At 59.6% G+C, this 13521-nt stretch carries 13 protein-coding genes and 1 pseudogene; 7 read left to right on the plus strand and 7 right to left on the minus strand.

Translation table 11 applies throughout. The annotated features are described in order from the left end of the window. The first annotated feature begins 204 nt into the window (after positions 1 to 204). Positions 205 to 429 carry a hypothetical protein gene (locus tag NLN62_RS20970; protein WP_254110023.1) on the plus strand — a complete coding sequence of 75 codons (225 nt, stop codon included), beginning with the start codon at positions 205 to 207 and terminating at the stop codon, positions 427 to 429. A 324-nt stretch (positions 430 to 753) separates the two neighbouring features. Here the strand turns inward: NLN62_RS20970 and NLN62_RS20975 are convergent, their stop codons facing one another. Together NLN62_RS20975 and NLN62_RS20980 are read right to left on the minus strand one after the other, a co-directional pair. Continuing rightward, entirely contained in the window at positions 754 to 1596 is an 843-nt protein-coding gene (locus tag NLN62_RS20975; protein WP_254110024.1) for a transglutaminase family protein, read from the minus strand. Between the two features lie 153 nt (positions 1597 to 1749). After that, positions 1750 to 1953: a CsbD family protein gene (locus NLN62_RS20980; RefSeq protein WP_254110025.1), complete on the minus strand. Its 204-nt coding sequence runs from the start codon at positions 1951 to 1953 to the stop codon at positions 1750 to 1752. Between the two features lie 155 nt (positions 1954 to 2108). Between NLN62_RS20980 and NLN62_RS20985 the strand changes: the two genes are divergently transcribed. After that, complete coding sequence (locus NLN62_RS20985) at positions 2109 to 2597, plus strand: ferritin-like domain-containing protein (protein WP_254110026.1); 489 nt, start codon at positions 2109 to 2111, stop codon at positions 2595 to 2597. A gap of 126 nt (positions 2598 to 2723) precedes the next feature. Here NLN62_RS20985 and NLN62_RS20990 read toward each other — a convergent pair whose 3' ends face one another. Continuing rightward, positions 2724 to 2969 (minus strand): hypothetical protein, encoded by a 246-nt coding sequence (locus tag NLN62_RS20990; protein ID WP_254110027.1) that lies wholly within the window; start codon positions 2967 to 2969, stop codon positions 2724 to 2726. Positions 2970 to 3495: 526 nt separating this feature from the next. Between NLN62_RS20990 and NLN62_RS20995 the strand changes: the two genes are divergently transcribed. From NLN62_RS20995 to NLN62_RS21010, 3 genes are all read left to right on the plus strand, one after another. Then, on the plus strand, positions 3496 to 5460 hold the full coding sequence (locus NLN62_RS20995; RefSeq protein ID WP_256575937.1) for a PAS domain-containing sensor histidine kinase: 1965 nt from the start codon (positions 3496 to 3498) through the stop codon (positions 5458 to 5460). Positions 5461 to 6143: 683 nt separating this feature from the next. Next, on the plus strand, positions 6144 to 6602 hold the full coding sequence (locus tag NLN62_RS21005; RefSeq protein WP_254110029.1) for an Hsp20 family protein: 459 nt from the start codon (positions 6144 to 6146) through the stop codon (positions 6600 to 6602). Between the two features lie 73 nt (positions 6603 to 6675). Next, on the plus strand, positions 6676 to 6999 hold the full coding sequence (locus tag NLN62_RS21010) for a hypothetical protein (RefSeq protein WP_254110030.1): 324 nt from the start codon (positions 6676 to 6678) through the stop codon (positions 6997 to 6999). A 452-nt stretch (positions 7000 to 7451) separates the two neighbouring features. Here the strand turns inward: NLN62_RS21010 and NLN62_RS21015 are convergent, their stop codons facing one another. From NLN62_RS21015 to NLN62_RS21025, 3 genes and pseudogenes are all read right to left on the minus strand, one after another. Beyond that, the gene (locus NLN62_RS21015; protein WP_254113575.1) at positions 7452 to 8153 is read right to left on the minus strand and encodes an HAD family hydrolase; all 702 of its coding nucleotides are present in this window, start codon (positions 8151 to 8153) and stop codon (positions 7452 to 7454) included. 213 nt (positions 8154 to 8366) lie between these two features. Then, a pseudogene (locus tag NLN62_RS21020) lies at positions 8367 to 8598 on the minus strand (conjugal transfer protein TraD). A 1-nt stretch (position 8599) separates the two neighbouring features. Beyond that, entirely contained in the window at positions 8600 to 8926 is a 327-nt protein-coding gene (locus NLN62_RS21025) for a conjugal transfer protein TraD (protein ID WP_254110031.1), read from the minus strand. A 172-nt stretch (positions 8927 to 9098) separates the two neighbouring features. On the opposite strand from NLN62_RS21025, the gene traA reads away from it, so the two are divergent. Then, on the plus strand, positions 9099 to 12122 hold the full coding sequence (gene traA / locus NLN62_RS21030; RefSeq protein ID WP_254110032.1) for a Ti-type conjugative transfer relaxase TraA: 3024 nt from the start codon (positions 9099 to 9101) through the stop codon (positions 12120 to 12122). 128 nt (positions 12123 to 12250) lie between these two features. After that, complete coding sequence (locus NLN62_RS21035) at positions 12251 to 12466, plus strand: AlpA family transcriptional regulator (RefSeq protein ID WP_254110033.1); 216 nt, start codon at positions 12251 to 12253, stop codon at positions 12464 to 12466. A 60-nt stretch (positions 12467 to 12526) separates the two neighbouring features. On the opposite strand, the gene NLN62_RS21040 is transcribed toward NLN62_RS21035, so the two are convergent. Then, positions 12527 to 13462, minus strand: a complete 936-nt coding sequence (locus NLN62_RS21040) for an enoyl-CoA hydratase-related protein (RefSeq protein ID WP_254110034.1) — start codon at positions 13460 to 13462, stop codon at positions 12527 to 12529. Between the last annotated feature and the right edge of the window lie 59 nt (positions 13463 to 13521).

A 13521-nucleotide genomic window follows, 5' to 3' on the forward strand; every position in this document is an offset into this window, starting at 1 on the left:
AGCAGGCGCGCGCTTGGAAAAGCGTCAGGAGCGAGTCGCGCTCGCTTACCAATCAAGGCATTCCCGTCATTCGCCGGGTGGCGCGTTCGCGGCCGCCATAAAAGTCAACTTGAGGGGCTCCGTCTGCCTTTGCAGATGCGACGGGGTAAGAGCTCCCACAGCCGCTTGTTGGAACAAAGTTTCAACCCCGTAGTTGTTTCTGCCATGACTCATCCGATCGAAGAAATCGTCGCGCCTGCCGCCATTGAGCGCGCCATGAGCGTTTTCGAGCAGTTCAAGGATCGCGATCATTGCGAGCTCAGTCAGGCTCGCAAGGCCCTTCGCGAGTACGTCTTCGGGCAAGTCGCCAAAGGTGAGACCGACGAGAAAAGACTGGTTGTGCCTAGTCTGACGCATTTAAAGCAGCTTGAAAAGCAGGCGGCCAAGTGAAAATTAGGTCTCATTCAGAAAGCCACCTGGTTGAGTTAGACGATGTTTCGAAGTGGAAGATCTTTCCCGGCGACCTTGATATTACCCTGCATTGGGGCCTGACCCTGACGTCCGTGTCGAGCAGGTTGAGGAGGAGATCAGCTCGCATTCGCTCGTCTCTGTGGCTAACAACGCTCGGGGTTCGCGTGATCGCCGCAACGAAGGAATGGCCGATCCGCGAGGTCAAGAAGCTTCTTAAGGATGGGTGACCCGGGCATCAGGATCGACACGGAAACTAGCTTCATACTAGCGGCCGACGCGACCGATCTGATCCTTGCAGCGGTTTCACACCGCTTCCTCCAGCTTTTGATCAGTCGAAACGTTCGCTACCACCTCGGTCACAACCTGAAAACGAGCGAGTTGAGTTGGCCCGAACGCGGTTGAGATTGCAACGTCGGCAGCATCCCGTCCTTTCCCAATGACAACGCGGCCGATCCGGGGATGGTTGTGTCTTGCATCAAACGTGAACCACCGGCCATCGAGAAACGCCTCGAACCAGGCGCTGAAATCCATCGGTGCCGGATCGCGTGGTACGCCGATGTCACCAAGATATCCGGTGCAATAACGGGCCGGGATATTCAAGCAGCGGCAGAGTGCCACGGCCAAATGCGCGAAGTCTCGACACACACCGCGCCTTTCCTGATGCCCCTCGGACGCGGTGCGATCTGGTCGCGCGTGGTGGTAGCCGAATTCAAGTTGGCTATGCACGTAGTCACAGATCGCCTTCACGCGCTGCCAGCCGCCGACGATGGATCCGAACTGTTGCCATGCAAGTTGAGACAACTTCTCGGTATCGCAATAGCGGCTACCTAGAAGATAAACGAGCGCTTCGTCGGGCAGACTGTCAATCGGCCACTGCTCGGCACGCGGTGAGACTTCATCGGGAAGTCCATTGTCGGAGATAACAAACTCATTGCGAATTTCGAGAAGACCTGCCGGGGCCACAAGTCGTGTGCAAACGTTCCCAAACAGGTCGCGATAGTCACGCGAAGGAATTTCGTTGGACAGTTGGATGCGATGCTCTGTCAAAAGATCAGCTCCCCGTTCTGGCCGCACGCTCAGCAACAGCAGCATCGGCGTCTCCTGAGAGCACTGAAAGGCGATGTCGTAGCCGGCTCGGATTTTCACAAGTCACTCCATTGAAAGGGATGCGCACGACGGCCGGCCCAAGAAAAAGCCCCCACTATGCTGCGTGGGGGCAATGGTGCCTGGTCCCATGAACGCTATTTGTTTGGACGCAACGTCACATTTTAATGTCCCTTGGCCAGCTTCGTTCCAAACCTACCATTTTTGCCGGCCATACCAATCGTTGACCTCTTTCGTAGCCTGATCCTTGGCATAGCCGTAACGCTGTTGCAGGCGGCCTTCGAGCTGATCCTGCTTCCCATTGATGACGTCGAGGTCATCATCGGTTAGCTTGCCCCATTGCTCCTTCACCTTACCCTTGACCTGCTTCCAGTTACCTTCGACGCGATTCCAGTCCATCTTCATCACTCCTTTTTTCGGGATAACCTTTAACGAAGGCCCTAGCATTCTCGTTCCCGGATGAGGTGGAGTGTTTAGCAAACGGGTAGGTCTGGAACTTCGTTCACGGCTCCGTATTGCCTTGCATAGCTTTTACCCAAACGCGGAGCCAAATCATGTCTGAGAAGGACCTAAGCGACCTGTTCGTCGATACGTTGAAGGACATCTATTACGCGGAGAAGCAGATCTACAAATCGTTGCCAAAGATGGCCAAGGCCGCGGCGTCCGACCAGTTACGGGAGGCTTTTGAGAAGCATCACGACGAGACCGAAGGACAGATTGAACGCCTCGAAAAGATCTTCGAGCTTCTCGGCAAGCCGGCGCGCGGCAAGAAGTGCGATGCCATCGAGGGCATCCTCGACGAAGGCAAGGAAGTCATGGACGAGTACGCTGATACTCCGGCACTCGACGCGGGCCTTTTGGCGGCGGCTCAGGCGGTCGAGCATTACGAGATTTCGCGCTATGGCACTTTGAAAAGCTGGGCTGACAAGCTAGGTCACAAGGATGCGGTCAAGCTGCTCGATCAAACGTTGGCGGAGGAAAAGAAGACGGACGAAGCATTGAGCAAGCTGGCGGTTTCCGCTGTGAATGCCGAAGCGGCCTGACGGGCGTTCGACGAAAAGGCTCATGGTTTCCCCGGCCCTTGCATCGAACATTCGCCGCAGGCGTTAGCGCAATCGAGGGGCGATGAGGACCGGGTCGGCACTTGCTGTACGGGGTGCCGACCTTGGCTAGTGCCTTTGCCTCTCGACCTCGAACGTAAACCGAGCCTGGAGGACCGGCCCGCTATCATCTCGGACTTCGATGGCCATAGGATGCCTTGTCTCGTTACGATGAGTCTGCACGGCGTCCCGCGCCATGTCCGCGAGGGAGCGCGCTGCCTCTTCCTTGACAGATTCAATGGTGGGGAGTTCGAGACCTTCCTCGTCGGGGGCAATTTCATCTTCTTGGCGCATGTCGAAATAGTAGCGTGACATATTCACCAAACCTTGCTTGTTTGCGTTTGGCAGAAATTAGCAACGAGAGAGGCAGAACGCCAGAGTATCGCTTCACACTTATTGGGTGGGGCGAAAAATTCGAGACCATTGCGCATGATCGGTTGTAAGCAGCGTTCGCATTGCCGAATATTTCGAAACAGTCCCACTGACTTTTTTTGCGCGCGAGAACGCACTTAGAGCTGGCTCCAATTACTCAAAATGACTATCCCCCTCAATTTTAGCTGCGTGAGGCTTTTACTAAACGCGCGGTGATCCCTTTTCGAATTGAAGCTGCAGTAGCATCCCCAATCTGCTCAGTGCCAAGGGCATCGACGAACGCTTTCGGGAATTGATCTCCGACCTATTCGGTTGCATCTCTCTCGACCGAGGATAAGGACCAGCGTACTCGTATCGAGGCTACAGGCTTCGGTTCGCGTCGCTTCGTAGGACGTGGTCAGCAGGCGTGAGTTCTGGAACCGGTCCGCGCTGACGCGCGTTGGGCCGATGTTAGGAGAATTATAGCCCCTTGACAGCACAATCAAAAGCGGACGGGATTGGCGACGCACGAAGTCTCCAGCTGCTCATAGATGCTATCGTTGATTACGCGATCTTCATGATCGACCTGGACGGCGTTGTGCGGAGCTGGAATTCCGGCGCCGTACGATTGAAAGGCTATTCGGCCGACGAGATCATCGGGAAATCTTTCTCGGTTTTTTATACGCCCGAGGATCGCGCGAACGGCTTTCCGCAGCGAGCCCTGCAGATCGCTCGAGAGAGCGGCCGCTTCGCCTCAGAGGGCTGGCGCGTACGCAAGGACGGGAGTCACTTTTGGGCGCTTGTGGTCCTCGACGCCATCCGTGACGAAGACGGCGAACTGATTGGCTTTGCCAAAGTCACTCGCGACATCACCGAACGGCAACAGGCACACGAAGATCTGCTCCAAAGCGAACGACGCTACCGCCAACTGATCGAGGCGGTTGTCGATTACGCGATCTTTCAGCTCGATGCGCAAGGAAACATCACGACATGGAATCCAGGAGCTCAGCGCATCAAGGGTTACGCGCCGGACGAAATCATCGGAAAGCATTTCAGCCAATTCTACACACCGGGCGACCTTGAGCTGGGAATCCCCAAGCATGCGCTGGCGGAAGCTGCAGAAAAGGGACGGTTTGAAGCCGAAGGTTGGCGCGTTCGCAAAGACGGTACGAAATTCTGGGCCTCGGTCGTCATCGATCGCATCAAAGACGATGCCGGCAACCTCGTTGGTTTTGCCAAAGTCACGCGCGATATCACTGAGCGCCGAGTGGCTCAGGAGCAACTTAGAGAAGTGCAGGAGCAGCTCGTTGCCTCACAAAAGCTGGAGGCGGTGGGCCAACTCTCAGGCGGCATCGCCCACGATTTCAATAACCTTTTGATGATTGTGACCGGTAATCTGGAAACCGCTGAACGCCACGCTCGTCAACTCGGTGGGAACGCAAATCTCCAACGCGCCCTCGCCCATGCTAAGCGCGGTGCGCAGCGGGCGGCAGCGCTGACCAGCCGGCTCTTGGCGTTTTCGCGACGCCAGCCCCTCGATCCAAAGCCGCTCAACCTGAATAATTTTCTCAACGCCCTGCAGGAATTCCTGCAACGCACACTGGGCGAGCGGATCGAGGTCCAGACAGTCGGCAGCGCCGGCCTTTGGCTGATCGAGATCGATACAAACCATCTCGAATCGGCAATCGTCAACCTCGCGATAAATGCGCGCGATGCTATGCCGGACGGAGGAAAACTTACCGTGGAAGCCGTCAATATATCGGCGGATGAGTGGTATTGTCGCCTAAACCCGGAGATTGTGCCGGGCCAATACGTCGTGCTCAGCGTGACAGACACCGGCGCCGGAATGAGCGAAGACACCCTGAATCACGCCTTCGAGCCATTTTTCACAACCAAGGAAGCGGGCCAAGGCACGGGCCTTGGATTGAGCCAAGTCTACGGCTTCGTCAAACAATCCGGCGGCCATGTGAAAATCTACAGCGAAGTCGGCCAGGGAACGACGATCAAGATGTACTTCCCGCGCTATCACGGCACATCGGCGCCGCTATCCGATGAGCCCGAGGAGCCCTTCCCGGAAGGAGACAAGCTTGAGGCCATCCTCGTTGTGGAGGACGATGCCGACCTTCGTACCTACGTTGCGGACGTGCTTCGCAACCTCAACTATAAGGTCATTGCCGCATCGAGCGCGCAATCGGCCCTTACCATCCTTATGCAAGACGAGCCGTCGATCGATTTAATGCTCACAGACGTGGTGATGCCAGGCATTAATGGGCGCGAGCTCGGCAAGCGCGCAGCGCAAATCCGGCCGGGGTTGAAGGTCCTCTATATGACGGGGTACTCGAGCAATGCGGTTGTGCATCAAGGCCGGTTGGATGAAGGTGTCGACCTCGTTGAAAAGCCGGTCTCGCAAGCAAAGCTTGCCCTTCGGGTACGCCAACTGCTGGATCGCCGTTGAGATATTTGAGCAAAGTTAGTACCCCCGCCGACAGAGCCCGATGTGAAGCACGGTGCTTCTCACCTTGCCTGCACGGAGAGCCTATGCCGGTCGGTTTCTTCCAATGAAGCCGTCAAAGAAGCTATCTGGGCGGCCGCAATTCGGGCGAATTAGCCCAATCATCCAGATGGGATGCGGTATCCGCTTGACTGGCTTTCTTGAGCAGTTCGTCTTTCTCAGGTCCGGGTCTCAGGCGGGAAGCTCTCTCGCGGGCTTCTTTGGCAAATGAGGTGAGGCGATCCTTGAAGGAAATGGTCTGTTTAAACCGGCGTCGACGCTGCATCACGCAACCTCATGTTTACGGGTCCTAACCGTGGGGTTTGCATTTCCAACTGATCCTAATATGCCGCCATCGGCCGGTCAGTTCCAATGTGAACAAAAATCAAATTGGGACGCTGGCGGGAATTGGGAAACGGGTTCGAGACACGGACAGACCTCCACTGCGCTAAGAAGCTTAAGGAGAACCGCACTCGATCGGCATCAAAATTTTTCGCCTCCCCCTTGAAACCAAAACCGGTTTTGCTAATTTTTTTGTCGCCACCTCCGGGTGGCATCCGAGGTGCCCTCCGGGGGCCTCGGAATTGAGACGGGCACCGGTCGTGTCCGGTGCCTCATACCCATCTTGCTCTTTGGAGGATTTGGCTATGCGCACTTACGACTTCTCTCCCCTGTTCCGATCGACCATCGGTTTCGATCGCCTGTTCGACCTTGCCGAGACGGCCCAGCGGGCCACCGACGAAGGTTATCCGCCCTATAACATCGAACGCCTTGCTGAGGACTGCTACCAGATCACGCTGGCGGTGGCGGGTTTTTCGCCCGACGAAATCTCGATCACTGCCGAGCAGAACGTCGTCACGATCGAAGGCGGCAAGACCGAAAAGGACGAGCGCGAGTTCCTCTACAGAGGCATCTCGACCCGGCATTTCAAGCGGCAGTTTAGCCTGGCGGATTATGTCCAGGTAAAGGGTGCGGCTTTTGACAACGGCTTGCTCAAGATCGAGCTGATTCGGGAAATCCCGGAGGCCATGAAGCCGCGGCGCATCGCCATCAACGGCGCATCGCCATCCGGCAACGTCCATCAAATCGAGGCCAAGGCGGCCTGATTCAGATACTGCAGGAGTGCCGCGCGTCGCTCGACGCGCGGCAACAATATTCGTCTAAAGAATGGAGGAGACCATGCGGCCGACGACCGCTTTCGACGACAACGTTTTCGACCTCAACGCGCTGCTGCATCCCGGAACTGTCTTCGACCACCCGAGGGACGTGCTGGCGGACCCGTCACTGTCGGTTTCAGAAAAGCGCGCCATTCTGGCGTCCTGGGCGTCCGATGCGTCGGCGATCGCGTCCTGCCCCTCATTGCGGGCGCCAGCGGGACTGAAAGCGCCGGTGAGCATCGACGAGATCCTCAATGCGCTGTGCGAGCTCGACGGCGGCCCCCGCAATCCGCCCGGCGGCAAACCATACCGTCTTCGCTCGACGGCGAGAGCTCTGGCCGCTTAGGAGGAGAGACGCCATGGATGACGTCAAGTTACCCCTCCACGTCCTGAACCGGTTCGAACGCCGGTGCGCGGCCAGGTTTGCGCAGACACCTCGGCGGTCGCGGTCTTTGGCTTCCCGTGACGATCCGTTCCGATCGCCGCAGGCGGCTGCTGGAAGGATCTCTGAAGCCGCCGACGCGGGATAGGACTTTCGAGTTGCCGCGCAGGAATTAGCTGGCGGGTATCGAGCCGCTTCAGATGCTGTCGCCGGCGGGCGCGAATCTTTGTGTCGCCGCGCGCGCTCCGGATCGAAACCACACTATCGACCTCCGAGGAGCTCTGCGCTTTTCGGAGGTCGTTCCATTTCCAAAGCGTCGCCTTCACGGGGCGGCAATCGCCAGAGACGTCAGGTCGATCTCAGCTTCCCGCCGCGGCCTCTCTCTGCCCTACGCAACGAGCGTTCCCTCGTTCTGTCTACCCCGCCAGCAAAGAGCTTTGAAAGCGAGCGAACAGCGTTGCCGGCCCGGGATATACTTCGACGCATCCCGCTTGTCGTAGCGAGCTCTCCGTGAACCCGCCGCAAAGCACGCCGATTGCCGCGATCTTCGCCTTGCCGGCCGCGATGGCATCATAGGGTGTGTCGCCGATCGCGACGGCGTCTGAACCGTCGATCTTGAGCTCTCTAAGTACGACCTCGAAGACGTCTGGCGAAGGTTTCGATGCTTCGACATCGTCGGACGATGTCGCCACGTCCACCAGGTCGCCGATGCGTGCGATGTCGAGATACTTCTTGAGTTCATCCTCCTTGGCGGAGGAGGCGATGGCAATCCGGAGTCCGGCCTCACGCAGGCGCCGCAGCAGGTCCGGAACTGCCGAGAACGGTCGCACAAGTGGCAGATACTCGGCCTTGAAATGATTGCCGCGCCACTCCTCCAATTCCTTACCGTGGTCTCGTTGTTCGCCGGCGGAGAGGAAGATGGGAACGAGCTTGTCTCCCCCCTTGCCAATTTGGCTCCGAGCCTGTTCGAAGCTCACATCGTGGCCGAACTCGACCATCGCTTCGTGCCAGGCGAGCGCGTGAAGATCCACGGAATCCAGAAGCGTTCCGTCCAAGTCGAAGATAGCGGCTTTCGGCAATTCAAAGTCCTCCACGTTCGGCGCGAGCGAAGCCCGCATACCAGAGTTTTCATCCGGATCCGGCGCCAGTCGCCAGCGCAATGTTCGGCATTCAGCGTTTCCATCTGGACGGCCGTCGTTGTCTCGGCGGCTCCGTCGCCCCGCTTCTAGCGCCCACCGAATGCTCGAACGACGCTCCGCGCACGCAGTCGCTCGGCTGACATGCCATTGTCGTGCATCAACGAAGAACTTCTGGAACAGTTCGATCTGTTCCTAGTGCGTTGCTGGGTCCGCCTCGAACGCTTGCTTCCCCTTTGCGGCCCATAGGCTGCGCGCCTGTTCACCCTGGTCGCTTTGGAGCTTCTCAGCCATCCAGAGACAGCGCGCCGTAGATCATGGCGCGATCGTCGCCGGTCAGGTCCACGACACCGGATTTAACGACGAGGCCGCCGAGTTCGATAAGACGCCGCGTGCGCTTGCGGCGCTCTACCTGCCACGTGCGCATGTCATGCCGCGCCCTTGCGGCTTGATGCTGGTTGCGTGCCGCTCGGTTGCGCAGGAGGGCCTTCAGTGTTGCGGTCAGGCTTTGGCGCGATTCGCCGCGCCCGGCTTTGAAAAAACGCGGCCCCGCGCCTGGCCCATGCCTCCCTTTTTCCGGCTTCTTTTGTCTCGGCCAGCACGATCAGCGCGCCGGCCAGTTCATCGGCGCTAAGCGCATCTGCCCCAGTCGCCATGACGAGTTCGCCGAGCTGCTGCACCTTGCGGCTCTTGAGGTCGCGTGCCTTGTCCCCAAGTGCCTTCAGTTCAGCATCAAAGTCCCGTGGCTTGCGCATCATCGTCTCCGTCGGTGTCCATGGAGAAAATGATAGTCGAGCACCCGGCACAGTGCTGTAAGGTCGTCAGGATGGCCTGGGATGGGGTAGTCCCTCCCGAGATTTTTTTGAGGGAGGGCGCGCTTATACGTCGTTCCGACGTGCACTTCGCTGTGCCACTGATCTGATCGCGATGGCGATCTATCATCTTCACGTCAAGGTCATTGGCCGCAAGTCCGGCTCCAGCGCGGTAGCGTCGGCCGCCTACCGCTCCGCCTCGCGGTTGCGCGACGAGAGGCTTGATCGCAGCCACGACTTTTCCGCCAAGCGCGGTGTCGTCCATTCCGAGATGATGCTGCCGGAGAATGCGCCCGAGGCATGGAGCGACCGCGAACGGCTGTGGAACGATGTCGAGGCGTTCGAGGTCCGCAAAGATGCTCAGCTTGCCCGCGAGGTGGAATTCGCTATCCCGCGCGAGATGACTGAGGCACAGGGCATAGAACTCGCTCGCGACTTCGTTCGGGGCGAGTTTGTCGATCGGGGCATGATCGCCGATCTCAATGTGCATTGGGACATGGCCGAGGACGGCATGCCCAAACCCCATGCGCATGTCATGCTGTCCATGCGGGCGGTGGACGAGAACGGTTTTGGCCAGAAGGTGCGCGACTGGAACCGCACCGAGATGGTTGAGCGCTGGCGGAGGCGCTGGGCCGAGCTTGCCAATGAGCGGCTGGCCGAACTCGACATCGACGCGCGGATCGACCATCGCAGCCTCGAAGCCCAGGGCATTGCGCTGGAGCCGCAAAGCCAGATCGGTTCGCCCGCCAAACGCATCGAGAATCGTGGCATCGAGGGCCAAAGAACCGATGAAGCGATCGACGCCGACCGCGCCAAGATGCATCGCGGGATCGCGCGCGGCAATGGCGAGCAGATCATCGCTGATCCTTCGGTCGCATTGGACGCGATCACGCATCAGCAGTCGACCTTCACGCGCCGCGACTTGGCGAAGTTCGCGCATCGGCACAGCGACGGCATCGACCAATTCAACGACGTCGTGGGCGCGATGCATAGCGCCCCAGATCTGGTCGAACTCGGCAAGGACGCTCGCGGGGAAGATCGCTTCACCACCCGCCAAATGATTGAGGCGGAACAGCGCCTGCACCGCGCTGCCGAACTGATGGCGGAACGGAATCGCCATGAGGTGGGTGATACGAATCGCAAGGCGGCGCTGGCGCGTGCGGAAGCCCGCGGTCTTGTCCTGTCGAGCGAGCAGGTCAACGCGTTGGCGCATGTCACGAATGGGGGCGATTTGGGTGTCGTGGTCGGCCATGCCGGAACGGGGAAAAGCGCGATGCTGGGCGTGGCGCGGGAGGCCTGGGAAGCGGCGGGCCACGAGGTCCGAGGCGTGGCGCTTTCCGGCATCGCGGCGGAAAACCTCGAAAGCGGATCGGGCATTGCATCGCGCACTATCGCCAGCCTGGAGCATGGCTGGGGACAGGGCCGCGACGGGCTTACCGCGCGTGATGTTCTGGTGATCGACGAGGCGGGCATGGTCGGCACGCGCCAGTTGGAGCGCGTGCTGTCCCATGCGGCAGAGGCCGGCGCGAAGGTGGTGCTGGTTGGCGATCCGCAACAACTGCAAGCCATCGAGGCGGGTGCGGCGTTCCGGTCCATTTATGAGCATCACGGCGGCGCGAAAATTGGCGAGGTGCGTCGGCAGCGCGAGGACTGGCAGCGCGACGCCACGCGCGATCTCGCGAACGGCAGGACGGGCGACGCGCTGGAGGCTTACCGCTCCCGCGGCATGGTGCATGAGGCCCAAACCCGCGAGCAGGCGTGCGGCGATCTGATCGAGCGTTGGGACCGCGATCGCCAGGCAGCACCGGAGCGCAGCCGCATCATCCTCACCCATACCAACGACGAGGTTCGCGCCCTCAACGAAGCTGCGCGGGAGCGGATTAGGGCTGCCGGTGATCTGGGGGATGATGTGCGCCTGACGGTCGAGCGCGGCGCACGAGACTTCGGCCGCGGGGACCGGGTCATGTTCTTGCAGAACGAGCGCGGCCTTGGCGTCAAGAACGGCACGCTCGGGACCATCGAGCAGGTCAGTGCGCAATCCATGACCGTGCAGATCGACGATGGCCGCTCCGTGCGTTTCGAGCTGAAGAATTATGACCGGATCGACCATGGCTATGCCGCTACCATTCACAAGGCTCAGGGCATGACGGTGGACCGCACCCATGTGCTGGCGACGCCGGGCCTGGACGCCCATGGAAGCTATGTCGCGCTGTCCCGTCACCGCGACGGCGTTGACCTGCACTATGGTCGTGACGACTTTGCCGGTCAGGATCGCCTTACCCGCACCCTGTCACGCGACCGCACCAAGGACATGGCCTTGGACTACGAGCGTGGCGATCCGATACAGAGCTACGCCGAGCGGCGCGGGATTACCTTCCGTGAGCGGGTCGCAGAGATCGTGCGCAGGGTCGTACCGGAAAAACTGCGCGGCATGTTGGAGGGATTGCGCGGTCCTGGCGATGCAGCTGGCTTGGATGGCAGACAGGGACCGGAGAAGGAAACGCCGGAAAGGGGAAGAACCGGTACGCCGACCGAGCGGCGCGAAACCGCAGCGCCGGAAAGGAAGGTGACACAAGATCCCGAAGCGGAAGCGCGACGCCTGCGCACGCGGGCACTGCTGCGCCATGCCCGCGCCGTGGATGCGATCTTCGAGGCGCAGGAAATGGGCGGCAAGGCGAGTCCCGAGCAGGTGAAAGAGTTGCAGGCGGCCCGGCGTGTCTTCGAGGATGTGCGGCCATACGGCTCGCACGATGCCGAGGCCACCTACAAGAAGAACCCGGAGCTTGCCAGCGAGGCTGCTGGTGGACGCCTCAACCGCGCCGTTCGCGCCCTTCAGCTCGAAACAGAACTCCGCATCAATCCGAATCGCCGCGCCGACCGCTTCGTAGAACGCTGGCAGGAGCTCGACCAGACCCGCCTGAGCCAATATCAGGCAGGCGACATGTCCGGCTACAGGGCCACCCGCTCGGCGATGGGTGATATGGCGAGAAGCCTGGAGCGAGATCCGCAACTGGAATCCCTCCTCGCCAACCGAAAGAGGGAACTTGGCATTGCGTTCGACTCTGGCCGCCGGCTCGGTATCGAACTGGCCTTCACTCACGGCATCGACCTCGGCAGAGGCAGGGGGATCGAAATCTGACTCGTCCTGATCTCCACCGTCCCTACGCCACGCTACGGCTACGCGAAAAAAGCTCTTGCGCGCCTGTAACGGCCGTCATGTCTCGTCTCAGAAGCAACCAGACATGATTAGCAGGAGGCAGCACGGCCATGCGCGAACCAGAGCGTATCGTCCGCTTAAAGACCGTTCTCGCCAGGACCGGGCTGTCCCGGTCCACCATCTACCGCAAGATTGCCGAGGGCACGTTCCCGGCTCAGCTTAGAATCAGCATCAACGGCACCGGCTGGCATGAATCCGACATCAACCGATGGATCGCTAATCCCGTCTCATGGCGTCCGGAGCGGGATGAGGACGAGTTCGCATAAGTGCGTTGCGTTGCCGCAACGCTTTGCTGCAATTGAAGGCATCTATGCCGGAGAGGAGAGTCAGCGCCCTTCGTAAACGGGTGGACGCTTTTGAGCTTCAGCATCCCGGCCTTCCTGGAAATCACGGGTCTTGAGCAGTGCGAGATATTGTTCGCCGAGCTTGGCGAGGGCCGCCGTCTCCGATTGCTCAAGTGCCATGTGAGACGAGGCTACAGACGCCTTGGTACCGAGCGGGCCGCATGCAGCGATCTTCTTGGCTATCTCGATAGCTTTCGCGAGGGCCGCCTCCCGGTTTGGAGCCAATTCCTGAACGGTTCCCATCCGGAAAGCTTCCTTCGCTCCCCAATGGTCCCCCGTCAGGATATATCGCATCGCATTTCCCCAGCCGGCTTCCCTGGGAAAGCGGACGGTCGCGCCGCCGCCGGGAAACCGGCCGTGTGTGTCCTCGTCCTGACCGAAATCAGTGTCTTCCGAAGCTACGCGTATATCGGCAACAAGGAAAAGCTCGTGTGCCATGTTCCAGGTGTCGCCATGCACCGCGACCACCAGAGGCTTCGTGAGAGTTGGCTTGGTCCGACCCATCGGATCGATGAAGCCAGGGCCGTCCATCAACTTCCTTCCGGACTGAGCAAATGCCTTGGTGGCATCGACATCAATCCCTCTGGAGAAACGTTCGCCATAGCCAAACAGCACGGCAGCACGGAGCGAAGGATCCTGATCGTAGTCATAGTACGCTCTAGCCAGGCTTTCCGTCGCCTCCGGGTCGAGCCGGTTGTCCATGTATGGCCGATTGATGCCAATCAGCACGATCTGTCCTCGCCGTTCGACGGTGATCTTCGTCTGAGGGCTGTAGGGGATGTCTGCCATATGCATGGTCTGCGCAGACTTATCAGCTTGCGATGTCCTCGAGGCGTCTCCGGATTCCTGCGCCTGCAGTGAAATCGTGCTGAGGAGCGTGATTGCTGATACGACCGAGGTTCTATTCAAGCGAAGCATTTCAAATCTCTCCAGTAGCTCTATCTTGCGTTCTAGTAAGAGGGGATCAGGAGTGGACC

This window comes from Bradyrhizobium sp. CCGUVB23 (assembly GCF_024199885.1).
Taxonomy (GTDB): Bacteria; Pseudomonadota; Alphaproteobacteria; order Rhizobiales; family Xanthobacteraceae; genus Bradyrhizobium.